A 26,269-nucleotide genomic window follows, 5' to 3' on the forward strand; every position below is an offset into this window, starting at 1 on the left:
CGATGATCGGACTGCGCATCCACGCCCTGCTCGCCACTCGCGGGTTCGCCGTTGCCGCCACGGCGTTGCTTACCCTACCCTATTGGACCAGTGGGATCGCGAAGATGCTGGATCCAGCCGGGGCGCTTCAAGAGGCCGAGTATTTCCACCTGCAGCCGGCCGCCGCGATCGTAACGCTGACCATCCTCGTCCAGCTTGTCGGATCGCTGCTGCTGATCCTCGGCCGGCTGGCATGGCTCGGGGCCGGCATGCTCGGCGTCTTCACCGCGCTGGCGACGATCCTCGCCCATCCGTTCTGGGAGAGCGTCGATCCGGTCGCCCGCCTCCATGCGCGCAACACGTTCCTGGAGCATGTCGGCCTGATCGGCGGCCTGATGTTCGCGGCGATCGTGCGGGCGCGCGGGCAATGAGCGCCTCCGCCGAGCGCCCGCTCGCCAGCCCGGTGTTCCGCGCGCTTTGGATCGCCACCATCGTCTCGAACATCGGCACCTGGATGCACGATGTCGGCGCCGGCTGGCTGATGACATCGCTTTCCTCCGATCCGCTGATGATCGCGCTGGTGCAGGCGGCCACCACGCTGCCGATGTTCGCGCTGGCGCTGCCTGCGGGCGCGCTCGCCGACATCGTCGACCGGCGCATGCTTCTGATCGGCGCACAGTTCTTCGGGCTGGCGGGAACGGCCCTGCTGGCGGCAGCGACGTTGGCGGGCATCACCACTGCGCCGCTGCTGCTCGCGATGACAGGCGCGATTGCGGTGGGCGCCGCGCTGTCGGCTCCCACCTTCCAGGCGATCGTGCCTGAACTCGTCCCGGCCCCTGCCCTGCAACAGGCCGTGGCGCTCAACAGCCTGGGGGTGAACATCGCCCGGGCGATCGGGCCGGCCCTCGGCGGCGTGATCATCGCGGCCGCGGGCACCGGGGCAGTGTTCGCGCTCAACGCCGTCTCGGTTCTCGGCGTGATCACAGTCCTCGCTCGCTGGCACCGGACGACGGCCGCCCGCCACCTGCCGGCGGAACATTTCCTCGGCGCGATGCGCGCGGGCGTCCGCTACGCGCTTCGGTCGCCGGAGCTGCAGACCGTGCTTGTCCGCTCGATCGGCTTCTTCGTGTTTGCCAGCGCGCTCTGGGCGCTGCTGCCGATCATCGCCCGGCGCGATCTGGGCCTGGGTCCGGCGGGCTATGGCGGCCTGCTGACGTTCCTGGGGCTGGGCGCGATCGCCGGTGCGGTGCTGTTGCCGCGGCTGCGCAGCCGGATCGGCGCCAACCGCACCACCGTCGCTGCATCGCTGCTGCTCGCGGGCGCGATGGTCGGGCTGTCGCTGTCGCGTGGCTTCGTGGGCGCGGCTGCTGCGCTGACCGCCGGGGGCTTCGCGTGGATCGCGATGATGGCCGCGCTGAACGGCGGCGCGCAGTCCGGCTCGCCGGCCTGGGTGAAGGCGCGTGCGCTCGCCGTCTACCTGCTCGTCTTTCAAGGCTCGATGACGACGGGGTCGACCGCCTGGGGGGCGATTGCGGGCCAGATCGGGGTGCAGGCCACGCTGCTGGCCGCTGCGCTGGCGCTGCTCGCGGCGACGTTGCTGCTTGGTTGGCTGCGGCCGCTGGCGAACCTGGCTAGGCTCGATCTCGCCCCCGCGATGCACTGGCCGGCGCCGATCGTCGAGGGCGCGGTGGAGCAGGATCGCGGACCTGTGCTGGTGACGATCGAGTATCGCATCGATCCCGCGCGCGTCGACGAATTCCTCGCGGCGATGCAGGGCATGCGCCGGATTCGCCGCCGCGACGGGGCCATCGCCTGGGGCATCTACCAAGACGTCGCCTCCCCCAACCAAATACTGGAAACCTTCACCGTCGAAAGCTGGCTGGAACATCTGCGCCAGCACGATCGCATCACAAATGCCGATCGCGTGCATCAGGATGCCTTGCGGACGTTCCAGGCGGATGCCGCGCCCCCGCTGGTGCGCCATCTGGTCGCACCATGATCCGCCTTTGCCTCGTCGTGGCGCTGGTGCTCGCGCCCGGCATCGCGGCGGCGCAGGTGGCCCAGACCAACCTGCGCTATGACGAGGACTGGTCCCAAGCACGCGGCACGCCTGATCGGGACGCCCGCTGGTGGGTACGGCTGAAAGATCGTCCCCTGGACCGGGACGGCACCGCCTATCTTACGATCGGTGCCGAAGCACGCATCCGCTATGAAGGGTTCGAGAACAATAACTGGGGCCAGCCACCCTCTCCCGATGACGGATATCTCTGGCTGCGGCTGATGCCGCTTGCCGATCTGCACGTCGGGCCCGTGCGCACCTTCGTCCAGGGGATTGCGGGCTATGCCCGCGGTGTCGCCGCGGGTGCCGGGCCGGCGGACCAAACCGGCATGGACCTCCTACAGAGCTTTGCTGACGTGCAGTTGCCCCTCGGCGAAAGAACGTCCGTCACCTTCCGCGGCGGGCGCGAGTTGATCGCGCTGGGATCGGAACGGCTGGTCGGCCTGCGCTATGGCCCGAACGTCCCTCAGCCCTTCGACGGCATGAGGCTGACCCTGCGGCAAGGCGGTGCGACGCTCGAGCTGCTGCACCTTCGCCCCGTGGCAATCGGGCCCGGCAATTTCGATGACCGGCGATCGCGTACACGGCGGCTCGACGGAGTCTATGCCACCCTCCCGCTCGCGGAACGTGCGGGGGCAGATCTCTACTGGCTGGCCTATCGCGACGATGCCGCACGCTTCGGCGGCCGGATGGCGATCGAGCGGCGGGACACCCTTGGCCTGCGCCTGTTCGGCCGGCAGGGGGCTCTCGGGTGGAACTGGGAAGCGATGTTCCAACGCGGCCGCTTCGGCGATATGCCGATCAACGCCTGGTCGCTCGCCACCGAAACCAGCCTGCGCTTCCCCGCCCTGCCGCTAACCCCCCGGGCGCGGCTGCGTGCCAATGTTGCAAGCGGCGACCGGGACGCGGGCGATAACCGGCTGGGCACGTTCAACGCGCTGTTTCCCAAAGGCAAGTATTTCGGCGAGTTGTCCCCGATCGGTCCGCGCAACATCGTCAACCTGCATCCCAGTGTCGATGTCGATTTCGGTGACGGCATCACCGCCGAACTCGCAGCACTCACCTATTGGCGCGCGCGCCGCGCCGACGGGATCTATCAGCTGCCGGGGCAGCTTCTCCGCGACGCAGGCGGCAGCGATATGCGTCACATCGGCGAGCAGGTCGAGATATCGCTGGCTTGGCAGGCCAGCACGATCGTATCGCTCTCGGTTTCAGCCTCGCTGTTCACTCCCGGTGCGTTCCTTCGGGAAACCGGACCCGCCCGGCCGATCCGGATGTTCGGCGCGGAAAGCCTGCTGCGCTTCTAGACCTATCATGGGTAAACCGCGCGGGCGGGCACGGTGACTTCAATCGTCGTGCCGCGCGCTCCGTCCACGCGGATCGACAGGGTACCGCCCAATGCTTCGGCCCGTTCGCGCATGCCACGCAGCCCGAAATGACCGCTGCGCCCCCCGGCATTCAGCGTCTCTGCGGCGATGCCGCGACCGTCGTCGCGTACGGTTAAGACCAGCCGCCGCCGCCCATATCGTATCACGACAAGTAGCTGGGTTGCCTGCGCATGGCGCACCGCGTTCGACGCCGCCTCCTGCGTGATCAACGCCAGTTCGTCCGCCGCCGGCGAGCAGACCGCGCGGACGGAACCCTGTTCCTCGACCGACCACCGCAGCAGCCCGCCCACGACGGGCTCGATCACCGCCTGCAGCCGTGCGGAAAGGAAGATCGGCTCCGCGGCCTCCCGCAATGCCTGTACGCGGTCTCGCCCTTCGACCAGCACGTCCTCCGCACGATCGAGCACGGCTTCCAGTGTCTCGCGCGATCGCGTGCCCGGCGGCAATTGCTCGGCTGCCGTCTGGAAGTGCAGCATCAGCCCCTGAAAGCCCTGGAGCAGCGTGTCGTGCAGTTCGCGGGCAATCCGCTCGCGCTCGTCCAACTGGGCGCACACCCCCGCCCGCGCCCGTGCGGCGACCACCGCCAGCCGCCGGCGATAGAGCAGAACCAGCAGCAACGCGCCGGCAGCCGCACACAGCGCTGCGAACCACCAGGTCTGGTAGAAGCGCGGCGCGATGCGGAATGCCAGCAAGGCGCCGCGTTCGTTCCATACGCCATCGTTGTTCGCGGCGATCACCCGGAACCGATAGGTACCCGGGGCGAGATTGGTGTACAGCGCCTGGCGACGATCTTGCGCCTCGGTCCACGCGTTTTCGGTACCTTCCAGCCGGTAGCGGAAGCGGTTCGCCTGCGGATCGGTAAGGCTGAGCGCGGTGTAGTCGATCTCGAGCCGATCGGTGCCGGCGGGTAGTTCGACCAGCGCCGCCCCCGGTTCGCGGCGGCGGCCACCGGCCGTAAGCCCGGTGATCGCCACGGGCGGCGCCAGTCGGTTCTGCGCGATGCCCACCGCATCGATATAGGCCAACCCCTTGTTGGTCGCAAACCAGAGCCGGCCGGTGCCATCCTCGGCGATGTCGTTGCCGATCATCACGTTCAGGTTCGAGCGGGCACGGTAATCCTGATAATAGCCGAACCGCGTGATCGGCAGGTGCGCGCCGGGCCGAAGCAGCGCCGCCTCCAACGCCGCGCGCGATACCCGCAAAATGCCGTCATGCCCGATCAGCCAGACATGCCCATCGGCGGTTGCCCGCATGCCCATGATGCCGGTGAGGAAGGGATAGGATCGGGCGGTAAGCTGCGTCAGCCCGCGGCCGTCCCATCGCCCCAGCCCCGCCTCGGCACCGATCAGTACCGACGTGCCGAGCATCGCGAAGCTGGTGACGCTGCCGATCGTCTGCGCCTCACGCCGCCAAAGCAAGGTCTCACGGCCGCCCGCATACAGGCGCAATCCGCGGCTCGCGCGGGCGACGATCATCCGGCCGCCGGCGAGCGGCAGCAATTTGCTGATCGTACCGGTTTTCAGTCCGCCATCGCCATCGGCCGGCACCAGCCGGTTCCCCGCCAGCCGATACAGCCGGTCCATCCCGCTCCAGAACGTGCCTTGGCCGTCCAGCGCGCAGACGATCGACAGCGGCTCTCCGATATCGGTGACTTGGCGCACGCTTCCGGCGCGCAGGTCGAGTAGGAAGTTGCCCGTCAGGCTGAAGGTCAACAGCCGCCGTTCGTCGCCGCAAAGTACACCGATCGACTTGCGGGCGAACACCAGCCGCGGCGCGCTGCTACCGGCATCGATTCGGTATATGCCCGCCAGCCCGGCAATGAACAGCGAACTGCCGTCGCTGGTTGGGACGAAGCCGGTGACCAGTGCGTCCTCCAGCGCGGCGCGCACGATGTTGCTGGCGGAGAAGCGGTCCAACCCCGATTCCGTGCCGATCCAGATATTGCCCTCACGATCCTCGGCAACGGCAACGCTGAGGGACGAGGTGAGGCCCTGCCCGGCCGTCATCCGTTCCATACGCGAAGGCTGGCGATCGGCGAAAGCGATCCGGGCCAGCCCGTCATCCTGCCCGGTCAGCCACAACCGGCCCTGTCGGTCAAACCGCATGCCCCGCCGGACATAGGGCGTGTTCGCGCCCGCCAGCGGGAAGGTCGCCCCTCGCCCGTCGATCCGGCGCAGGCCCGCCTTGTCGCCAATCCAGATCACGCCCTGCGCATCCGCTGCAAGCGCCGCGTCGCTGGTCGCCCGCATCGGCAGCGTCTCGAAGCGCCGCGCACCCGGGCGCAATCGCTGTACGCGCGGTTCCGTGGCAATGTAGATGCTTCCATCCGCAGCAGCGAGGAGCGGGCCCATCGGACCACCGGCATAGCCCTGGGCGGCTCCGATGCGCGTCCATTTGCCGTTTTTCAGCCGCGCCAGCAGCAACATCCCGCGACTGTCGCTGCTGACCCAGATCGATCCGTCGCGCCCCTCGACGATCGCGTCGACCCCGCCGCTGGGCCGCCAGGGATTCGCGCCGCGCAGCTTGCCGCCCCGCACCACGCCGATGCCGCCAAAGTCATAGCCGACCCAGATATCGCCATTCCTCGCCGCCAGCAGCGCTGTTACCTGCAGCGAGCGGCGGGCGTCGTCCTCGGGATCGACCCGCTCGAAGCGGATGCCGTCAAACCGGTAGAGGCCCGTCGCCGTGCCCAGCCATAAGAACCCGTCGCGGCTCTGTACGATGGCGCGAATACTGGGCGGCGCACCGTCTCTTAACGTCCAATGGGCATGGCGGAGTTCGGATAGCGCCTGATCTGGCAGCACCGCGGCAGCGATGCCGGGCCAAAGCAGCAGGAACCAGGCGACACACAGCAATCGGCAAAGCGATTGCCCGCTCCGCTTTGTCTGCCCCCCAAATTCTCTGCCGACACCGCCCATCCCCCCAACGTTAGACGAGCCGGACAAGGCTTGCACTATCCGTGCGATCGAGCGTCACCTCGCCAGCCAGCGCCATACTCCATCGTTATGCGATTGACTCGCAATAGCTCTAATGATTAAGAGCCGCTCGTCACATGGGGGGAATAGATGAAGCTTCGCTGGCTGCTTACGACGTCGTTGTTCACTGCTTTCGCGCTGCCGCTGCCGGCCGTGGCGCAAGATGTGGCACCGCCCTCAGGCGATCAGAGCGAGATCATTGTCACCGGTGAGAAAGCATCGCGCACGCTGCAGGAAACCACGGCGTCGGTGAGCGTCACGACTGAGACCAAGTTGCGCGCCGAAAACATCCTTACCATCCAGGATGTGTTCAACCGCACCGCCAACACGTCCGAGACCTATGGCGCCTCGGGCTTTTCGATCCGCGGCATCGATCAGCGCGGCGTCTCGGGCGGCGGCGACGCCGCGACCGCCACCGTGTTCGTCGATGGTGCGCCACTGCCGCAGGATGTGCTCTCGAACGGCCCGACCGACATGTGGGACGTCGCGCAGGTCGAAATCTTCCGTGGGCCGCAATCGACGATCCAGGGCCTTAATGCGCTAGCAGGCGCCGTCCATATCCGCACGCAGGATCCGAGCTTCGATTGGAGCCTCAAGGGCCGCGCGCTGCTGGCGTCCTTCGACACGCGGCAGTTCGCCGTCGCCGGAGGCGGCCCGATCGTGCCGGGCGAACTGGCGTTCCGCATCTCGGCGGAAAAGCGCGACTCAGACGGCTTTATCCGCAACATCACCCGAAACGTGCCGGAAGCTCCGGTCGATTCCACCTCGATCCGCGGCAAACTGTTGTGGACGCCCTCTGCGCTTGCGGGCTTCGAGGCGCGCCTCGGCTATCATTATTTCCGGACGAAGGGCGGCTATCTCTTCACCTATGTCGATCGCTCGGTGCCGGATTATTTCGACAACCGCACCAATCCGTCCGATTATCCGAACAGCAGCAACGTCGATAACGATCAGGCGACGCTCGACCTGCGCTATGCCCTGGGCGGCGGGCTCTCGCTGACGGCGCTGACGACCTCGACCGACACCGATTTCACTCGCAAGTTCGATGGCGATTCCTCGGCCGCGAGCCGCGCGTACAGCGACATCGACGGGGGCGCGAAGACAGTCACGCAAGAGCTGCGACTGAACTATGAAGGCGATCGATTGAGCGGCCTGGTCGGTCTTTTCTACTATGACCGCGACCAATATCGCCGCTCGCGACAGGTGACGCTGGTGCCAACGCCGGGCAACACCATCGCCAATCTGCTCACCGGCACGCTCGGCGCGCAGGCGGCAGCACGGGTAGCATCGCTCTACACCGCGGCGCTGCCCTTTATTCCTGTCGATTATCGATCGAATTTCCCGACCAAGGTGCAGACGATCGCGGTGTTCGGGGATGCCCGTTACCGCCTGACCGATCGTCTGTCGCTGCTCGGCGGCTTTCGCTACGATCACGAACGCAACAAGATCGCGGGCGAGGCAGTGGCGACGTTCGTCGGCACCCTGCCCAATCCCGCTGCCTATGGCGCGCTTGCGCCCGCCTTCGCCGGCATCAACGCCGCCGTTCTCGGGCTGGTGGACGATGCCAACGGCTCCGCGCCGCTGGGCACGCGCACGTTCAACGCCTTCCTGCCCAAGGGTGGCGTGGAGATGGCGTGGACCCCGGACCTCTCGACGGCTTTCGTCGCCCAGCGCGGCTATCGCTCGGGCGGCAGCTCGTTCAACACCGCGCGTTCGCAGCTCTTCGCCTATGATCCGGAATTCACCTGGAACTACGAACTTTCGCTGCGCTCGGCCTGGTTCAATGGACGCCTCACCGCCAATGCCAACGCCTTCTACATCGATTGGAAGCAGCAGCAGACCAACGCGAATTTCGGCAACGGCACCTATGACACGCATACGGTGAACGCCGGCAAATCGCACCTCTACGGCTTCGAACTGGAACTGGCGCACCGCCCCTCGGGCGCGTTCGACTGGTATGCTAGCCTGGGCTATACCCGCACCAAGTTCGACGAATTTGTCACCAATGTCGGCTCGATCACCAACCTGTCCGGCATGGAATTTTCCTATGCCCCGCGCTGGACGATGGCCGGCGGCGCGAATCTTCGGTTCGGCGGGGGCTTCAACGCCAATCTCAACGCCAGCTATCGCAGCGCCGTCTACACCGACGTTGTGGTGCCGCAATCGTCGGTGCGCGTGGGCGATCGCACGCTCGTCAACGCACGGATCGGCTATGCCGCCGAACATTGGAGCCTCTCACTGTTCGCCAACAACCTGCTCGAAGAAAAATACGATCAGTATGTGAACAGCAACACCAACTTCGCCATCATCGGCGCGCCGCGCACCGTCGGCGTGATCTTGGAAGCCGGGTTTTGATCGGCGGCGCATTCCCCGGCGCGGCGGCCGCCATGCTCGTCGGCGCGGCGACGGGCGCATGGATGCTGCGCCACGCCTGGCGCCGGAAAGTGGGCAAGGCGCCGTGGCGATGGGTGGGGCTTTCCCTGTTGGCATTCACGTTGCTCTGGCCTGCCTGGCTGCTGGGGGCCGCCCGCGGACCTTTCGCTGCGCTTGCCCTGATCGGGGTCGCCGCCCTTGGCGTGGTGGCAAGCGGCTATACCATACGACCGGCAAAGGCTGGACGCGCGCCGCGCGAAGGCCTGGCACCCGAACCGGCAGAGCGCGCGCCAAGCCTGTGGCGTACCACCTTGCGTTGGTCACTCGCCGGGCCGGTGGGCATGGTCGCTGCGATGGCGGTCGGCATCAGCTATGCCGTCTGGGCGCCGGGTGCGATACAGACGCGGCTGCTGATCGGCGGGCTGCTCGTGCCGCTCGCCTGGGGCGGCGCGATGGCGTGGACGCTGGCCGACAACCGCATCCTGCGCGCCACCGCCGTGCTGGTAGGAACCGCCATTCTCGGCTTCGGCCTGGCCATGCTCCGGGGGCTCGCATGACGAAGACCAAGACCAAGACCACCACTACGGCTAAGAACGGCACCGGCTTTCCCTCACCCGATCTGGTCCGCGCCGTGCTGAAGGGGCATAGCGGGCTGGGCCTGGCCTTTGCCGGCCTGCTCTACCTTGTGTGCCTTACCGGCACGATCGCGGTGTTCGTCAACGAATTCCAGCGCTGGGAAAATCCGGGCGCCGAACGGATGGAGACGCTGTCGCCGGACGCGGCGCAGGCCGCCTATCGCGGGGCGCTGGCGCGGACGCCTGGGCCGGTGGAGCATGTCCTCATACTGATGCCCAGTGCCGCGCGGCCCTGGCCGACGGTGCGGGTGGATGGCGAAGGCGGCCGGCAGACCACCTGGATCGCCGACAATAGCGGCCGGATCACCGGCCAGATGCGCGACGGCTGGACCGAGTTCCTCGTCGGGCTGCACGTTTACCTGCACCTTCCGAAGAGCTGGGGCATCTTCATCGTCGGGCTGACCGGCGTCGCATTGCTTTCCTCACTAATTTCCGGGCTGCTCGCGCATCCCCGCATCTTCCGCGACGCCTTCCACCTCCGGCTGGGCGGCTCGCGGCGGCTGCAGGAGGCCGATCTGCACAACCGCATTGGCGTGTGGGCCCTGCCATTTCATGTCACCGTATCGCTGACCGGGGCACTACTCGGGCTCAGTTCGATCATCGTCGGCGTGATCGGCCTCGCCGTGTTTCAGGGCGATACCGCCAAGGTCTATGCGATCTTCACCCCGCCCCATCCGCCCGAAAACGCACGCACCGCCCCGCCGCTGGACCTGCGGCCCCTGTTCGCCCGGGTGACGGAACGCGCGCCGGGCGGCCGCATCGTCTATCTCGTGGTCGAGCACCCGACCGAACAGGGCGCATCCGCCGTGTTCGAGGTCGCGCGCGAAACCACGCGTCTCGCTAATGAAGACAGCTATGCCTTTGATCGCGCGGGCAAGCTCTACTACGAGAAGCAGGCCGCGCAGAGCAATCTCGGCCAGCAGATCCTCGGCTCGCTCGGCCTGCTGCATTTCGGCTGGTTCGGCGGCGGCGTCATCAAAGTCGCCTATGCGCTGCTCGGTCTCGGCCTCACCTATCTCGCGGTGGGCGGGGTCAACATCTGGCTGGCGCGCCGGCGCGACAAGGGCCGCCCGGCGCCGGGCTGGGAGCGCATCTGGACGGGCATCGTCTGGGGCCAGCCGATCGCACTGGCATCGACCGCCCTTGTCGGCGTCGCCCAATGGTCGGCCGCACCGCTGCTCTGGACTTGGAGCATCGCCAGCCTCGCCGCGCTCGGCGCCGCCGCACTGCTGCCGCCCGCGACGCTGTCGCGAATCGGTCGCCTGGCGACGGGGGCGCTCCTGATCGGGCTCGCCGCAGCGCATCCGCTCCGTCTCGGCACCGGCGACGGGATGGCCCTGATCGTCGATGCGGCGCTAGCCGTCATCGGCCTGGGCCTGGTGGCAACGGCGCGCGCCCGCTTCGCCCGCCCGAAGCGCGCGCCGCTGGCCGCATGATCCCGATCGCAGCGCACCACCCCCATCATGCGTTGGTCGTAGTTGCATGTACCAGGCGCTTTCAGCAGACATAAGCGCGACTTGAGGCGATATGCTGCGTTCAGGCCGCATCAATGCGCTCGGCGTTGGAGAGGGATTCGCCACACATGATACTTCGATCGATCACGACGGTTCTGGCGCTGACGTCCGCAAGCTGGGCGATGCCGGCTGCTGCGCAGGCGCCCCGCGTCGCCGGATCAAATCCGATCGTGCGCGACAAGTTCACCGCCGATCCTGCCCCGCTGGTGGTCGGCGATCGCCTGTACCTGTATGTCGGCCATGACGAGGCGCAGCGCGACGAAATGTTCAACATGCGAGAATGGCTCGTCTATTCCACCACCGACATGAAGCATTGGGTCGATCACGGCCCGATCATGAACGTCGCCGATTTCAAATGGGCGAAAAAGGACGCCTGGGCGTCGCAGACGATCCAGAAGAACGGCAAATACTACTTCTACGCCGCCGTCGAGCACGACAACACTCATCCGGGCAAGGCAATCGGCGTTGCAGTCTCGGACTCGCCGACAGGGCCGTTCACCGATGCGCGCGGGTCGGCGCTGATCACCAACCAGATGACGCCCAAGGGAACGCATAGCTGGGAAGACATCGATCCCACGGTGCTGACCGACGACGACGGCACCACCTGGATCGCCTGGGGCAATCGGCAATGCTATATCGCCAAGCTGAAGCCCAATATGATCGAAATCGACGGGCCGATTCAGGAAATCACGCCGCCGGATTTCGAGGAGGGGCCCTGGCTGCACAAGCGCGGCAAGCTCTATTACTTGACCTACGCTTCCCTCGATCGCTCCCGCCACCGCGACGAACGGGTCTCCTACGCGACGGCGCCTGCGATCACCGGGCCGTGGACCCCGCGCGGAGAACTGACCGGATCGGGCAAGTACAGCTTCACCATCCATCCCGGCATCGCCGAGTTCAAGGGCAAGTCGTACGTCTTCCTCCACAATGCGACGCTCAGCATCGGCGATCTCAATGGCGCGATCGGGCGACGGGCCGTGACGGTGGAGCATCTCCACTATAATGCTGACGGGACGATGAAGCCGGTCGTCCAGACGGATGCAGGCGTTTCCTCACTACCGCCAGCGGTAGCCCGCTGAGATCCGGACGGAGAAGCGCTATCCGGCACCGAAGAATCCCCGCTCCTCGCAATCACTTGGTAGACCCCGGGCCCGCCTGCCGTTAAGCACGACCTATGCGACGCTGCACCAGCATGCTGTTGCGGCTGGCGATTGCGACGTCCAGCGTCGCGCTGACGGCCTGCAATCGGCACCAATCGACGCTCGCCACCTTCGGCGAGGAGGCATCGGGCATCAACCGAATCACTCTCGTGATGGTCGTTGGTGCGCTGGTGATTGCTGCGGCCGTTGCCGGCCTGATGGCCTGGGCGGTACGGGCTCGGCCGGGGGCGCTCAGCCTGCGGCGCGGAGAGGGGCTGATCCTCATCGCCGGCGGGCTCATCCCTGCGCTGGTGCTGATCGCGCTGCTCGGCTTCAGCCTACCCTATATGCGTCCGCGCCCCGTCGCGGCGGCCGATCTGCGGATCGACGTCACTGGCGAGCAATTCTGGTGGCGCGTCGCCTATCGTCCGCAGAACGGCGGCGCGGTGACGAGCGCGAACGAAATTCGCATCCCCGTCGGCCGTACCGTGCTGTTCCGGCTGGCGGGCGGCGACGTGGTCCATAGCTTCTGGATTCCCGGGCTAGCGGGCAAGATGGACATGATCCCGGGCCGCACCAACGACCTGCCGGTCCGCGCAACCCGGCCGGGGCGCTTCCGGGGCCAGTGCACCGAATTCTGTGGCCTGTCCCACGCGCTGATGGCGTTCGACGTTGTGGCGATGGAGCCCGCTGCGTTCGATCGCTGGCTTGCCGAGCAGCGCCGGCCCGCGGCGGCGACAGGCGGAACGCCCGGCGCGGCGCTGTTCGCGCAGCACGGCTGCGGCGGCTGCCACGCGATCCGGGGCACCGCGGCCCAAGGCACGATCGGGCCGGACCTGACCCATATCGGCAGCCGCCCGACGGTGGCCGCCGGCACGCTGCCCAACCAGCCGGCGGCCCTCGCCCGGTTCATCCGCACGCCTGCTGCCGTGAAACCCGGCGCCCGGATGCCGAGTTACCCACAGATGCCCGAAGCAGAAGCCCGCGCCATCGCCCAGTATCTCGGTACGCTGGAATGAGCCTGCACGATCAGGACGATCCCGAACTGCGCCGGGCGCAGGAGCAGCGGCTGCGCGCGGTATGGGAGCCGCCCAAGGGCCTGTTTCTGCGGTGGAGCGATACCAACAACAACGCCGTCGGCCCCTGGTACACGCTTACCGCCTTTGCCTTCATGCTGTTCGCCGGGGTGCTGGCGCTGATCATGCGCGCGCAGCTGGCCGTTCCGGAGAACGACCTCGTCTCCGCCAACACCTTCAACCAGCTGTTCACCCTACACGGGTCGGCGATGATGTTCCTGTTCGCGGTGCCGATGTTCGAGGCGGTCTCGATCATCCTGCTGCCGCAATTGCTCGGCGCGCGCGACCTGCCCTTCCCGCGCCTCTCCGCCTTCGGCTATTGGAGCTTCCTGATCGGCGGCGTGTTCGTGCTCGGCTCGATCTTCTTCAACGCCGCGCCGGATGGCGGCTGGTTCATGTATCCGCCGCTCACCACCCGCACCGACCTGTCCGGGCTCGGTGCCGATATCTGGATGCTGGGGCTGTCGTTCATCGAGGTCTCGTCCGTCGCGGCGGCGGTGGAACTGATCGTCGGCGTGCTGAAATGCCGGCCGCCGGGCATGCGTCTCAATCTGATGCCGCTCTATGCCTGGTACATCCTGGTTGTGGCGGTGATGATCCTGTTCGCCTTCCCGCCGCTGATCGCGGGCGATTTGCTGTTCGAGATGGAGCGGCTGCTCGGCTGGCCGTTCTTCGATGCGAGCCGCGGCGGCGATCCGCTCTTGTGGCAGCACCTGTTCTGGATCTTCGGGCACCCCGAAGTCTATGTGATCTTCCTGCCCTCAATCGCGCTGTTCGCGATGCTGATCCCCACCTTCGCGCAGCGGCATTTGCTCGGCTATCCCTATATCGTGCTGGCGGCGGTGGGCACCGCCTTCCTCAGCTTCGGGCTGTGGGTGCACCATATGTTCGCGACCGGGCTGCCCAAGATCAGCCTCGCCTTCTTCTCGGCGGCGAGCCAGGCAGTGGTGATCCCCACCGGCATCCAGATCTTCGCCTTCATCGCCACGCTTGCGGCAGGCCGGGTGATCTTCTCGACGCCGCTGCTTTACGCCACCGGCAGCCTCGCCATTTTCGTGATTGGCGGGCTCACCGGCGTCATGGTCGCGATCGTGCCGTTCGACTGGCAGGCGCACGACACCTATTTCGTTGTAGCGCACCTCCATTACGTGCTGATCGGCGGCACGCTGATGCCGCTGTTCGCCGGCCTCTATTACTATTGGCCGCTGGTTACGGGGAAGAAGCTGAGCGACCGTATCGGCCGCACCGCCTTCTGGATCCTGTTCGCCGGCGCGAACCTCGCTTTCTTCCCTATGCACCTGTCCGGGCTGATGGGCATGCCGCGCCGGGTATTCACCTATCCGGCCGAACTGGGACTGCAGGGGCTCAACATGGCCTCGACGATCGGCGCCTTCCTGTTCGCATTTGGCGTCCTGCTGATCGTCATCGATCTGCTGCGCTCGCCCTGGCGGCCACAGGCGGAGCGCAACCCTTGGAAGGCGGGCACGCTCGAATGGCTGGCGACGCCCAAGGGCGAGCAATGGGGCATCCGTTCGATCCCGCTCATCGAGACGCGCTATCCGATCTGGGACCAGCCCGATTTCGTCCGCAAGGTCGACGAAGGCCGCTTCTTCCTGCCCGATGCGGAGGAAGGCCGGCGCGAGACGATGATCACGTCGGTGCTCGATGCCCGCCCCGTCGCCGTGCTGCGGCTGCCGAGCACGTCCTTCGTCCCGATGGCGACGGCGGCGGCACTGGGCGGGGTGTTCATCCTGACCACCTATCACCTGTACTGGGCGGCGCTGACCGCCGGTTTCGCCACGTTGGCGCTGGTGCTGGTCTGGCTTTGGCAAACCGCCGAGATTCCGGAAAAGCCGTGCAAGCCGATCGGCCATGGCATCGAACTCCCGCTCTACGTCGCGGGTCCGCAGGCGCCGGGCTGGTGGGCGATGTTCATCACCATGATGGCCGATGCCACCGCCTTTTCGGGCCTGGTGTTCGGCTATTATTTCTTCTGGACCGTGCATCCCCAGTTCCCGCCACCCGGCATGGACGGCCCGGGCATGTTCTGGCCGATGGTGGCGCTGGCGCTGATGGTGCTGAGCTGGGTTACGACGCTGGCCGCCCGCGAGACCAACCGGCGCGGTGCCTTGGTGGTAGCGCGGCTGCTGCTCGGTGCAGGCGCGCTTGCCGGGCTGGCGGCAATCCCCGCCGGGCTGGCGGGCCCGTGGCTGTCCGGCCTCGATCCTCAGCTGCACAGCTATCCGGCGATCGTCTGGACGCTGGCCGGCTGGACGGTCGCCCATGCCGCCATCGGCGTGATCGGTCAGCTTTATGCGCTGGCCCGCAGCCTTGCCGGCCGAGCGACGCCGACGCACGACGCGGATATCCGCAACGTCACGCTTTACCAGCATTTCCTGCTGTTCACCGCGCTCGTCACCTGGACGACGCTGGGCCTCTTCCCGGAGGTGCTATGATCGGGCGGCTGCACCAGCGCTTCCGCGCGCTTCGCGTCACTCTGTGGACGCTGATCGTGCCGCCGACGAGCTGGGCGGCACATTTCCTCTTCTCCTATCTCTGGGCGGCGGTGCGCTGCGCGAAGACCGGCCGCTATGTCGATGCGCCGACGGTCTTCTGGGGCGGCACCATCGCCGCGCTGCTGGTGATCCTCGCCTCGGGCTGGATCGCCTGGGTGCAGGCGCGCGCGCCCGGCGATCATCCGCCGCATGAATCCGGCACGGATAGCGATCGCTTGCGCTTCCTTGCCTATTCCACCCTGCTGCTTGCCGGGCTCAGCGTGGTCGGCGTGATTTTCACGGCGCTGCCGGTGCTCTTCCTGCGGGATTGCCGATGAAGGCCGCGCCACTCGCGCTGGGTGCCGCGCTGCTCGCTCTGGGCTGGGCAGTGGCGGGACAGGGGATGACCGGGCACATGGCGGCGCACATGATTGCGGTGGCGGTTGCCGCACCCTGCATCGCCGTCGGCCTGGCCGGCACCGGTGCTGATCCTGCGCTGCACCTGCCCCGCCTGGTCACGCCTCTGGCGATGAGCCTCGTCGAACTGGGGGTGGTGTGGAGCTGGCACCTACCCGCGCTCCGCGCCGCCGCCGCGCATTCGCCGCTGCTGCTCGCGCTGGAGCAGGCAAGCTTCCTGGTTGCCGGCGTCCTGTTGTGGAGCGCAGTCTTGGCGCCCGCGGCGCGCGCGATGGGCATCGGCGCGCTGCTGCTGACCTCGATGCATATGACGCTGCTCGGCGCACTGATCGGGCTCGCGCCGCGGCCGCTCTACCCTGCGATGGCGCATATGGCGCCGGCCGGGCTCGGCCCGCTTGCCGATCAGCAGCTCTCCGGCGTGGTGATGCTGCTCGTCGGCGGCGCGGCCTATTTCCTGGGCGGGCTGGCACTGCTCGGCGGGCTGTTGCGGCAGGAGGCGCGGACATGACCATCCAGGTCACCTGGAAGCGCGTCGTGCTGACGCTGGTCGGCATCGTCGCGCTCGCGCTCGCAGTCGGCTGGTCGGGCGCGGTGAACGTGGCCGCGTCGAGCGGGCATTGGCCGATCACCAACTGGTTCCTCCACTGGGTGATGCGCAACTCGGTGGGCACCCGCAGCGCACTGGACAGCCCCAAGGCTGCCGCCGATCCGCAGGGTCTGGTCAGCGCGGCCGGCCATTTCGCCGCCAGTTGCGCTGCCTGCCACGGCGCACCGGGGATGCGGCCGCGCGCGGTGTTCCAGGCGGCGACGCCGGCCGCACCCGATCTCGCCCGCACTGCGCCGGAATGGAGCGACCGCGAACTCTACTGGATCATCGATCACGGGGTGAAGTTCAGTGGCATGCCCGCCTGGCCCGCGCGCGACCGACCGGACGAGATTCGCCGCATGGTCGCTTTCGTGCGTCGGCTGCCCACCATGTCGCCCGCCGACTATGTCCGGCTGACCGGCGGCATCGCGGGCATCGCCGGGGCACCGCGGTTCGAAGCCTGTGCCGGCTGCCACGGTGCCGATGGCCGCGGGCGCGGGCAGCCGGACATTCCCGTGCTCGGCGGACAAACTCCCGGCTATCTCGCCGCCGCCCTGCGTGCCTATCGCGACGGACATCGCGGCAGCGGCGTCATGGCGAACGCCGCCGCGCTGCTCAGCGATGCGGACGTGACGGCGCTGGCGACGCGCTTCGCAGCGATGCCCGGCCTGGGCGGAGCGCCTGCGCGCGCCGATGCCGACGCGGCCCGGATCGTGGCGCGCGGCCTGCCCGATCGCGAGCTGCCCGCGTGCGCGAGCTGCCATGCGCCCGGCAAGCCCTATCCGGTGCTGTCCGGCCAAAAGCCCGCCTATATCGCCGCGCGACTGCGGCAGATGCGCGGCGACGACAAGCAGGTCGACGCGCGCCAGTCGCAGGCGACAATGCCGGTGATCGCGCGCCGTATCCCCGAAGCGATGATCGATCGCCTCGCAGGCTATCTGGGCAGCAGTCGACCACCGCGCGAGGCCGATCCGGCGAAGTGATCGGCCCGGGGCCGGGGCCCGCGATCGACCCGCTCGGGCAACGTCAACGGCGGCGGAACGGCGGAACCGTCCCGTCGGGTCTGGTCAAACCGCTTCGGAATTGCCAATAGCATGTTGTAACATCCCACAACCTCTGCATGACGCACCGTTTCGCCGACAAGGAATATCCCGTGCCTTCCAACGATTCGCCGATACTTCTCGATCAGGTGACGCTCGCCTATGGCGCACACCAGGTGCTGGACGGGCTGTCGCTCGCGGTGCCCGCTGGCAGCATCACAGCGCTGTTGGGCGGCAACGGCGCCGGCAAGTCAACGACGCTGTCGGTCCTGCTCGGATTCGCGCGCGCAGATGGCGGGCGGGTGGCGATATGCGGGATCGATCCTGCGAGCGATCCGGACGGCGCGCGCAGGCGCATCGCGTATCTGCCAGAGAATGTCGCGCTGTACGAGCATCTGAGCGCGGTGGAGAATGCCGATTATCTCCTCGCCCTTTCCGGCGAGCGCCAGGCGCGCGGCGCCATCTGCGAGGCGCTGGCGGCGGCGGGGCTGCAGGAACGCGCCTGGGATCAGCGGCTGGACGGCTTTTCAAAGGGCATGCGACAGAAGGTGGCGATCGCCGTCGCGTTGCTGCGCCAGGTGCCGGTGCTGCTGCTCGACGAGCCGACCTCGGGCCTCGATCCGCGCGCGACCGGCGATTTCAACGCGCTGGTGATGCAGGTGCGTGATCGCGGCACGGCCGTGCTGATGGTGACGCATGACCTGCTCTCTGCCGCCGACGTCGCCGATCGCATCGCCTTCCTGGAAGCCGGAAGGGTGCGGCACGCCGTGGTCGCCGAAGGGCCCGATCGCTTCGACGTACGCGCGCTGCACGCGCGCTTCCAGGTCGGCGAGGCGCAGGCCCAGGCATGAGCACCGTCCGCCTGATCGCCCGCGACGAATTGCGAATGATGGCGCGCAATCGCGTCGCCGTGATTGCCTTCGTGCTGCTCGTCCTGCTGACGCTGGTGGCTGTCGCCAGCAGCTGGTCGCACCAGCGCGGCATCGCCGACCTGCGCGATCGCCGCGCCCATGCCGCCGAAGCGGCGTTTCAGGGCCAGCCCGATCGCCATCCACACCGCGTCGTCCATTACGGCCACTTCATCTTCCGCCCGCTGGGGCCGCTCGCCGCGTTCGATCCCGGCGTCGACGCCTTCACCGGCAACAGCATGTTCCTGGAAGGGCATCGCCAGAACACCGCCAATTTCGGCGATGTCCGGCAGAGTTCGCTGCTCGTCCGCTTCGGCCAGTTGACCCCTGCGTTCGTGCTGCAGGTCGTCGCGCCGCTGCTGCTGGTCTTCCTGGGCTATGGCGCGCTTGCCCGCGAGACCGAGCGTGGCACGATGCGGCTGCTGATGCTTCAGGGAGTCACGCGCGCGCAGATCGTCGCGGGCAAGCTGCTCGCGCTCGCCACTGTGGCGCTGCTCGCCGCGCTGCCGGCGATGCTCGGCTTCGCGCTGATTGCAGGCCAGCCGGGTGCGCTCGCGCTGCCGATGCTGGTGATCGCGCTCGGCTATCTGGTCTATCTCGCGCTTTGGGTGCTGCTCATCCTGCTCGTTTCGGCGCTGGTTCGCTGCAGCCGCGATGCGCTGCTTGCCCTGGTTGCGCTCTGGGCCGTCGCTGTGGTGCTGCTGCCGCGCGTCGCGCCGGACGTGGCGAGCGCCGCCGTGCCGCTGCAGAACCGCCTGCAGACCGATATCGCCATTGCCCGCGACCTTCGTCGCATGGGCGACAGCCACAACCCGGAGGATCCGCATTTCGCTAAGTTCAAGCAGGCGGTGCTCGCCCGCTACGGCGTGACGCGAGTCGAGGATCTGCCGGTCAACTACAAGGGCCTGCTGGGCGTCGAGGGGGAGCGCCTGACGTCCGCGCTGTTCGATCGCTACGCCGGGCAGAGCTATGCCGCCCAGGCGCGGCAGAACGCGATCGTCGACGGCGTTTCGCTGTTCAGCCCCGCCATCGCCATCCGTTCGCTGTCGATGGCCGCGGCAGGCACAGACTTCGCCGGCCATCGCCGCTTCCTCGAACAAGCCGAGGCATATCGCTACGCATTGGTGCAGCGTCTGAACCATCTGCAGGCGGAAAAGGTGCGGTTCAGCGACGATGCCGCTGTCGATCCGGATGCCGATCGCCGCAAGCGAGTCTCCGCCAGCAACTGGCAGTCTATTCCCGAGTTCGCCTTCGTCCCGCCGAGCGGTGCCGCGCTCGCCCGCGCCGCCTTGCCCGGCCTCGCTATCCTGCTGGTGTGGCTGAGCGTAGCCGGAGCGCTGCTGGCGCTGGCGACCCGCCGTTTGGGAGCCTTTCGATGACCCTGCTCGCCCATGAACTTCGGCTGCTGCTCCGCCAGCGCCTGACGCTTTTCTCGCTGGCGCTGCTCGGCCTGCTCACCGTCGCCGCGCTGACTGCCGGCATGGCCGAGGTCGCCCGCCAGCGCGCAGCGATCGCCGCCATTCCCGCCGCCCAGGCGGAGGATATCGGCGCGATCGCCGCCTGGGTCGATCACAAGAAGGATGCCGGCAGCGCCGCCTATTACAGCTTCCACGCAACCTGGGATCCGCCCTCCCCGCTCGCCTTCGCCGCCCTGGGGATGCGCGACGTGTCGCCCTACATCCTCCGCGTGCGCGCGCTCGGCCTGGAGGCGCAGATCTATGACGGCGACACGTTCAATCCCGAACTGGCGCTGCCCGGGCGGTTCGATTTCGCCTTTGTCCTCGTCTTCCTGGCGCCGCTGTTCGTTATCGCGCTGTTCCACGATCTCGTCTCCGGCGAGCGCGAGGCGGGGCGGCTGCGGACGCTTGCGGCGCTGCCCATGGGTGGCGCGGCGCTGTGGCGTCGGCGCACGCTGTTGCGGCTGGTGCTGCTCTGGGCTGTGCTCGCCCTGCCCTTCACGGTTGCGGCGGCGATCGAGGGCGTCGCCATCGGCGTGATCGGTCTGATCCTGGCGGTGATCGCCGCCTATCTGCTGTTCTGGATCGCGCTGGCGGCGCTGGTCGGCAGGCTGCGTTGGCGCTCGGTCGCGAATGCCGCGACGCTCGCGGCGGCATGGCTGGTGCTGGTGCTGATCCTGCCCACCTTCGCCCATGTCCTGATCAACCAGTCGATACCGGTCGATCAAGGTGCAGAGATCGCCCTCGCGCAGCGCGAAGCCGTCAACCACGCCTGGGATATTCCCCGCGATGCGACGATGCGGCGTTTTTATGCCGCACATCCCGAATGGAAGGACTCCGCGCCGCTCGGCCCCGAATTCCATTACAAATGGTATTTCGCCTTCCACGAAAATGGCGATGCGAGCGTGGCGGCACGGGTACGTGCCTATCGCGCGGGGCTGGAGCGGCGCGATGCCGCGGGGCGAGCACTTGGCTGGGTGCTGCCGTCGGTAGGCGTGCAGGCGCTGCTCACTCGGCTGGCAGAAACCGATCTCGCAGCCCAGCTCGCCTATCAGGATCGCATCCGGGCGTTCCACGCACGGCTGCGCGATTTCTACTATGGCTATCTCTTCCGGGATCGACCTTTCGCCAAGGCCGATTTCGATCGCGCACCACGCTTCGACGCACGATAGCCGCTCGGCCGATCTGCGCGTGTCGCAGACCGGCCGGGGGGTTCAGTTCTGCGCCGCCTTGGCGCCGGGGCGAAGCGGCGGACGGCTCGACGCCGCGGCACGCAGCGCTTCGTCATACCAGGCGGAAAGGTCGCGGTGCATCTCGCCCATCGTGTTCGGATTCAGATACACCATGTGCCCCGCCTCGTAATAGGTGAAGCGGATGTTCTTCTGCAGCTGCGGGTCGAGGAGCATGTGACTCACGTCGAATTCGGCGCCGTAGAAGGGCGTGGCGAAGTCATAATAGCCGTTCATGAACAGCACCTTCAGATACGGGTTGGTCCGCATCGTATAGGCAAGGTCGACGGCGCTGTCGGGCATCAGGTGCGTGCCGCCGTCACCGGGCGCGCGGTGCTTCCAGTCCCAGTCGAAACCGGGGCCGCGCGCGGTCATGCGGTAGGGCATGTCGGTCTTGTAGCCGAGCACGCGGGTCGCATAGTCCTGGAACGTGGCGACGAACGCACCGGTGACGGCTGTCGAGGAGGGATCGTCGGTCGGGCTGTCCGCATTGGCGTCGGTCACGTTCAGCAGATAGCGCGAATCGAGCCGGCCGGTGGCGAGGCGGCGATCGCGCAGCAGTTCGGTCTGGAAGCGCGGCAGCGTCAGCCGCAGGTCGGCACGCAGGATATAGGCTTCGCTGATGCCGGTATATTCCGCCATCTTCCGCGCCACCGCCGCCTTTTCTTCGGCCGAGATCGTCGATCCCTTGGCGAGCGCCGCGGCATAGGTACCGCTGGTGAACGCGCGAACCTCGTCAAGGAACGTGCGCAGGTCGGCCGGTCGGTTCTGCAGCCGGTTATGATACCAGGCGGTGGCCGCCATGGTCGGGAACAGCGTCAGGAAATTCTGGTCGTAGCCGGGCTGGCGGACGCCATAGTTCATGATCGTCGAGAACTGGACCATGCCGTTGAGGCTGAGCCCCGCATCCTCGAGCTTGGCCGCGACCACCGGGTTGCGCAACGTGCCATAGCTTTCGCCGAACAGGAATTTCGGGCTCGGCCAGCGCTCGAATTTGCTGGTGTAGCGCAGGATCGCGCGGGCGAACCCGTCGGCGTCCTGGTCGACGCCCCAGAAATCCTTGCCGGTCTTGTCGCCCAGCGGGCGCGACCAGCCGGCGCCGAGCGCGTCGATGAACACCAAGTCGCTCTTGTCGATCAGCGAGTTCGGATTGGGGCCGAAGCCATAGGGCGCCGGGCGGATATATTCGGGGTTCGCGGTGGTCACGCGAACCGGCGCGAAGCTCCCCATGTGCAGCCAGATCGTCGGCGAACCGGGGCCGCCATTGTAGAAGAAGGTCACCGGCCGCTGCTCGCGCGACCCGCCATCGCGGGTATAGGCGGTGTAGAAATAGGAGGCGGTCGGCTTGCCGTCATCGTCGCGGATGGTCAGCGTGCCGGCGGTGGCGGTGTAGGCGATGCGCTGCCCGTCCACGGTGACCGCGCCGTGGCTGACGGCCGTTGTCTCGTCGACGGAAGGCTTGGCCCAGGCAGCCCCGGCTTCGGCCTTCATCTGCTCGCGGTGGTCCGGTCCCTTGGCGGCAGGCTTTTCCTGCGCCCAGGCCGGGCTGGTAGTGGCAAGCAACAGGCACAGCAAGGCGGTGCGACGCATCCGGAAATTCCCCCTCAAAGTCTTGGCGAGGGAAACTTTGTTACATGCCCGTGATGCAGAAACAAGCCGTCGTTCAGCGGCTTACATCTCGCCGCGCGCGCGACGAATGGCGTACCATTTGGCTACGTTCGCCTGGTGCTGTTCATAGGTTTCGGCGAACACATGGCCGCCGGTGCCGTCGGCGACGAAGTACAGCGCCTTGGAGCGGGCCGGATGCAGCACTGCGTCGATCGAGGCACGCCCGGGGTTGGCGATCGGCCCCTCAGGCAGGCCGCGCATCGCGTAGGTGTTGTAGCCGTTCTTCGCCCGCAGTTCGGATTGCAGGATGCGGCGGCCTAGCGGCTTGCCCTTGGTGATCGGATAGATGATCGTCGGATCCGCCTGCAGCGGCATGCCCGCCTTCAGTCGGTTGGCATAGACGGCGGCTACCGTGGTGCGCTCGGCCGACTTGCCCGTTTCCTTCTCGACGATCGAAGCGAGGATGATCGCCTCGCGCGGACTGTTCACCACCAACCCCTTGTCCCGCCCGGCCCAGGCCTTGGCGAGATAGTCCGTCATGGCCTTCTGCATCCGCCCCAGCACCGCCGCCCGCGGCTCGTCGCGGACATAGGCATAGCTGTCGGGCAGCACCGATCCTTCGGCGGGCGTCTTGGCGGTGCCCGTCAGCGCCGGTGCCTTGGCCAGCGCCTCGGCGACGAGGATCGACGGCATGCCCTCAGGCACCGTCACCAGCCGCTGCAGCGTCTTGCCCTCCTGCAGCATCGCCAGCACCTGCCGCGCGCTCGCCCGCGGCGCGACCTGATACTCGCCTGCGCGGATCGTGCCGCCGCCGCCGAACAGGCGCGCGAACAGCAGGAAGCTTTGGCGCGAGCGGATCGCCCCCGCCTTCTCCAGCGCGCCCGCCGCACGGGAGAGCGTCGCCCCTTCGGGCACCACTATGCTCAGCTCGCGCTGCGCTGGTCCCGGTCCAGCCCATAGCCACCAGCCGCCGCCAAAAGCGCAGACCGCAAGCAGCGCGGCGATCAGCAGGATGCGTGGCCCCCTGCCCCGGCGCGGGCCGGGGCGTTTGCGGGAACGGGCACGCGCGTCCTGCGGCATGGGATCAGATCGCCTTCATCACCAGGCTGGCGTTGGTGCCGCCGAAGCCGAACGAGTTGTTCAGCACGGCCTTCACCTTCCGCTCCTTGGCGATGTGCGGCACCAGGTCGACGCCCGCGCAGTTCTCGCTTGGATTATCGAGGTTGAGCGTCGGCGGCACGATCTGGTCGCGCAGCGCGAGGATGCAGAAGATGCTCTCCACCGCGCCCGCGCCGCCGAGCAAGTGGCCGATCGCCGACTTGGTCGAGCTCATCGACGCGCCGCCGATGTCGTCACCGAACAGGCGACGCACGGCGCCGAGTTCGAGCTCGTCGCCCATCGGGGTCGAGGTGCCGTGCGCGTTGATATAGTCGATGTCGCCCAGCGCGAGGCCCGACTTGCGCATCGCCATCTGCATCGAGCGGAACGCGCCCGAGCCTTCGGGATGCGGCGCGGTCACGTGATACGCATCGCCCGACAGGCCATAGCCGACCACCTCGGCGTAGATCTTGGCGCCGCGGCGCTTGGCATGCTCATATTCCTCGAGCACGACCACGCCCGCGCCCTCGCCCATGACGAAGCCGTCGCGGTCCTTGTCCCACGGGCGGCTGGCCTTGCTGGGATCGTCGCGGAAGCCGGTGGAAAGCGCACGCGCCTGGCCGAAGCCCGCGATGCCGATCGGGCAGACGGTGCTTTCCGCGCCGCCGGCGAGCATGATGTCGGCATCGTCCATCGCGATCATCCGCGCGGCGTCGCCGATCGAGTGCGCGCCGGTCGAGCAGGCGGTCACGACCGCATGGTTCGGGCCCATCAGGCCGTACTTGATCGAGACCTGGCCCGAAATGAGGTTGATCAGGCGACCATGGACGAAGTGCGGCGAAACGCGCTTCGGACCCTTTTCGTGGAGAACGAGCGATTCGCTCTCGATGCCCGGAAGACCGCCGATGCCCGAACCGATCGAGCAGCCGGCGCGGAAGCGCATCTCTTCGGGCATGTCGGTGAGGCCGGCATCCTCGATCGCCTGGCCCGCAGCATCGATGCCGAAGACGATGAACGGATCGACCTGGCGCTGGATCTTGTGGTCGACGCGCTTGCCGGCGTCGAAGCCATATTCATGATCCGCCGGCTTCACTTCACAGGCATAGTTGCTCTGGAAATCCGTCGCGTCGAACTTGGTGATCGTGCCCGCGCCGGACTTGCTGGCGAGGATGTTCTTCCAGGCGGTTTCGACATCGGCCCCCAGCGGGGTGACGAGGCCCAGGCCGGTCACGACTACGCGGCGCATGGCAGTTCTCCAGTCAATTTCTGTTCGGTTCGTTCGTAATACAAAACGGCTCCCCGTCCGCATCGCCAAAGGCACGGGACGGGAAGCCGCCTAGTCGCAATCCTGCCCATCGGGCCGGGAGCGCGTTTCGAGCGTCAGCCCTGCTGATGCTCGGAGATGTAGGCAACGGCGTCGCCGACGGTGCTGATCTTCTCCGCGGCGTCGTCCGGGATCTCGACCCCGAACTCTTCCTCGAAGGCCATCACCAGCTCGACGATGTCGAGGCTGTCCGCGCCGAGGTCATCGGTGAAGCTCGCGGTCGGCACCACGTCCTTGGCATCGACGCCCAGATGGTCGACAACGAGCGCCTGCACGCGGGTGGTGATCTCTTCCTGGTTGGCCATGGTCCCTGTTTTCCTTTGTGATGGGGCTCTGAATCCGTTTTCCCGCACCTAGAATGCCGCCGGGGCGGTTGCAAGAGGGTGCCGCAAGGCACCCGCTCTCGTCAGCGGGAAAAGTCGGCTGAAGCATATTCCAGCGTGTTGAGAAACGCAAAATATTGCGCGAGCAGTACCGCATTGGCGCGGGTCTGTTGCGCTTCATCGGTAACGGCAGCGCGGATCAGGTCCTGCGTCGCCTTGGGGGTCAGCGGCTTGCGGCGCACCTCGTCCGGCAAGGCCGCGAACTGCTGATCGAGCGCCGCCGGGTCGAAACCCTTCGCCTGCACGACGCGCTTGGCGACCGGCAAGCCGACCTCGGCGAGCGCATAGACACCGGACGCAGAGGCGGCGGCGCCGCTCCAGCCCCGCTCATTGGCGCAGGCGGTGGTGGCGTCGTTGAGGCCGCGCGTGACCGCGCTCGAATATTTCGGCCGCTGCCCGGCATTGGCGAGGTTCTGCTCGACATCGGCGGCAAGCTGCGCCTTCACGGCTGCATCGAGCTTTTGCGCGACGCAGCCGATGGTTGCGGGATCTGCCGGACCAGCGAACGCCGGGGTAGCAGTGGCAAGTGCAAGGATGGCGGCAAAAACCAGACGCATATTCTTCCTACTCCACGCCCCCCCGGCTG

Annotated in this window: 21 protein-coding genes; 15 read left to right on the forward strand and 6 right to left on the reverse strand. The window is 67.4% G+C overall.

Features of this window, described 5'->3' with window-relative positions:
* The first annotated feature begins 2 nt into the window (after positions 1-2).
* The 3 genes from B215_RS0113100 to B215_RS0113110 are packed head-to-tail and all read left to right on the forward strand — an operon-like array spanning position 3 to position 3,345.
* Positions 3-410, forward strand: coding sequence for a DoxX family protein (locus tag B215_RS0113100; protein WP_019370099.1), 408 nt, complete (start codon positions 3-5; stop codon positions 408-410).
* A complete protein-coding gene (locus B215_RS0113105) occupies positions 407-1,978 on the forward strand; it encodes an MFS transporter (RefSeq protein ID WP_019370100.1) in 1,572 nt (523 codons plus the stop codon). The genes B215_RS0113100 and B215_RS0113105 overlap by 4 nt, the downstream gene beginning before the upstream one ends.
* Positions 1,975-3,345 carry an alginate export family protein gene (locus B215_RS0113110; protein WP_019370101.1) on the forward strand — a complete coding sequence of 457 codons (1,371 nt, stop codon included), beginning with the start codon at positions 1,975-1,977 and terminating at the stop codon, positions 3,343-3,345. The genes B215_RS0113105 and B215_RS0113110 overlap by 4 nt, the downstream gene beginning before the upstream one ends.
* A gap of 5 nt (positions 3,346-3,350) precedes the next feature.
* Here B215_RS0113110 and B215_RS0113115 read toward each other — a convergent pair whose 3' ends face one another.
* On the reverse strand, positions 3,351-6,281 hold the full coding sequence (locus tag B215_RS0113115; protein ID WP_019370102.1) for a sensor histidine kinase: 2,931 nt from the start codon (positions 6,279-6,281) through the stop codon (positions 3,351-3,353).
* 210 nt (positions 6,282-6,491) lie between these two features.
* On the opposite strand from B215_RS0113115, the gene B215_RS0113120 reads away from it, so the two are divergent.
* The 12 genes from B215_RS0113120 (at position 6,492) to B215_RS0113175 (ending at position 21,213) form a co-directional block, all read left to right on the forward strand.
* Positions 6,492-8,756, forward strand: a complete 2,265-nt coding sequence (locus B215_RS0113120; RefSeq protein WP_019370103.1) for a TonB-dependent receptor — start codon at positions 6,492-6,494, stop codon at positions 8,754-8,756.
* Positions 8,753-9,331: a hypothetical protein gene (locus tag B215_RS0113125; protein WP_019370104.1), complete on the forward strand. Its 579-nt coding sequence runs from the start codon at positions 8,753-8,755 to the stop codon at positions 9,329-9,331. The genes B215_RS0113120 and B215_RS0113125 overlap by 4 nt, the downstream gene beginning before the upstream one ends.
* Positions 9,328-10,845, forward strand: a complete 1,518-nt coding sequence (locus tag B215_RS0113130; RefSeq protein WP_019370105.1) for a PepSY-associated TM helix domain-containing protein — start codon at positions 9,328-9,330, stop codon at positions 10,843-10,845. The genes B215_RS0113125 and B215_RS0113130 overlap by 4 nt, the downstream gene beginning before the upstream one ends.
* Positions 10,846-10,991: 146 nt before the next feature.
* Positions 10,992-12,002 carry a glycoside hydrolase family 43 protein gene (locus tag B215_RS0113135; RefSeq protein WP_019370106.1) on the forward strand — a complete coding sequence of 337 codons (1,011 nt, stop codon included), beginning with the start codon at positions 10,992-10,994 and terminating at the stop codon, positions 12,000-12,002.
* A 95-nt stretch (positions 12,003-12,097) separates the two neighbouring features.
* Positions 12,098-13,081, forward strand: coding sequence for a cytochrome c oxidase subunit II (locus B215_RS0113140; RefSeq protein ID WP_236704506.1), 984 nt, complete (start codon positions 12,098-12,100; stop codon positions 13,079-13,081).
* On the forward strand, positions 13,078-15,594 hold the full coding sequence (locus B215_RS0113145; RefSeq protein ID WP_019370108.1) for a cbb3-type cytochrome c oxidase subunit I: 2,517 nt from the start codon (positions 13,078-13,080) through the stop codon (positions 15,592-15,594). The genes B215_RS0113140 and B215_RS0113145 overlap by 4 nt, the downstream gene beginning before the upstream one ends.
* On the forward strand, positions 15,591-15,971 hold the full coding sequence (locus tag B215_RS0113150; RefSeq protein ID WP_019370109.1) for a hypothetical protein: 381 nt from the start codon (positions 15,591-15,593) through the stop codon (positions 15,969-15,971). The genes B215_RS0113145 and B215_RS0113150 overlap by 4 nt, the downstream gene beginning before the upstream one ends.
* Entirely contained in the window at positions 15,968-16,558 is a 591-nt protein-coding gene (locus B215_RS0113155) for a cytochrome c oxidase assembly protein (protein WP_019370110.1), read from the forward strand. Before B215_RS0113150 ends, B215_RS0113155 begins: the two co-directional genes overlap by 4 nt.
* Positions 16,555-17,619, forward strand: a complete 1,065-nt coding sequence (locus tag B215_RS0113160; protein WP_019370111.1) for a c-type cytochrome — start codon at positions 16,555-16,557, stop codon at positions 17,617-17,619. The genes B215_RS0113155 and B215_RS0113160 overlap by 4 nt, the downstream gene beginning before the upstream one ends.
* 137 nt (positions 17,620-17,756) lie before the next feature.
* Complete coding sequence (locus tag B215_RS0113165; RefSeq protein ID WP_019370112.1) at positions 17,757-18,527, forward strand: ABC transporter ATP-binding protein; 771 nt, start codon at positions 17,757-17,759, stop codon at positions 18,525-18,527.
* A complete protein-coding gene (locus B215_RS0113170; protein ID WP_019370113.1) occupies positions 18,524-19,963 on the forward strand; it encodes a DUF3526 domain-containing protein in 1,440 nt (479 codons plus the stop codon). Before B215_RS0113165 ends, B215_RS0113170 begins: the two co-directional genes overlap by 4 nt.
* Positions 19,960-21,213, forward strand: coding sequence for a DUF3526 domain-containing protein (locus tag B215_RS0113175; RefSeq protein WP_019370114.1), 1,254 nt, complete (start codon positions 19,960-19,962; stop codon positions 21,211-21,213). Before B215_RS0113170 ends, B215_RS0113175 begins: the two co-directional genes overlap by 4 nt.
* Before the next feature lie 42 nt (positions 21,214-21,255).
* Here the strand turns inward: B215_RS0113175 and B215_RS0113180 are convergent, their stop codons facing one another.
* From B215_RS0113180 to B215_RS0113200, 5 genes are all read right to left on the reverse strand, one after another.
* Positions 21,256-22,860, reverse strand: coding sequence for a S10 family peptidase (locus tag B215_RS0113180; RefSeq protein WP_019370115.1), 1,605 nt, complete (start codon positions 22,858-22,860; stop codon positions 21,256-21,258).
* An 81-nt stretch (positions 22,861-22,941) separates the two neighbouring features.
* Positions 22,942-23,958: an endolytic transglycosylase MltG gene (gene mltG / locus B215_RS0113185; RefSeq protein ID WP_019370116.1), complete on the reverse strand. Its 1,017-nt coding sequence runs from the start codon at positions 23,956-23,958 to the stop codon at positions 22,942-22,944.
* Between the two features lie 4 nt (positions 23,959-23,962).
* Entirely contained in the window at positions 23,963-25,222 is a 1,260-nt protein-coding gene (gene fabF / locus B215_RS0113190) for a beta-ketoacyl-ACP synthase II (protein ID WP_019370117.1), read from the reverse strand.
* Positions 25,223-25,356: 134 nt separating this feature from the next.
* On the reverse strand, positions 25,357-25,605 hold the full coding sequence (locus tag B215_RS0113195) for an acyl carrier protein (RefSeq protein ID WP_010543822.1): 249 nt from the start codon (positions 25,603-25,605) through the stop codon (positions 25,357-25,359).
* Between the two features lie 101 nt (positions 25,606-25,706).
* Positions 25,707-26,240, reverse strand: coding sequence for a hypothetical protein (locus B215_RS0113200; RefSeq protein ID WP_019370118.1), 534 nt, complete (start codon positions 26,238-26,240; stop codon positions 25,707-25,709).
* Positions 26,241-26,269 lie beyond the last annotated feature (29 nt).

The sequence above is a fragment of the Sphingomonas sp. ATCC 31555 genome (assembly GCF_000282895.1).
In the GTDB taxonomy this organism is placed as follows: Bacteria; Pseudomonadota; Alphaproteobacteria; order Sphingomonadales; family Sphingomonadaceae; genus Sphingomonas.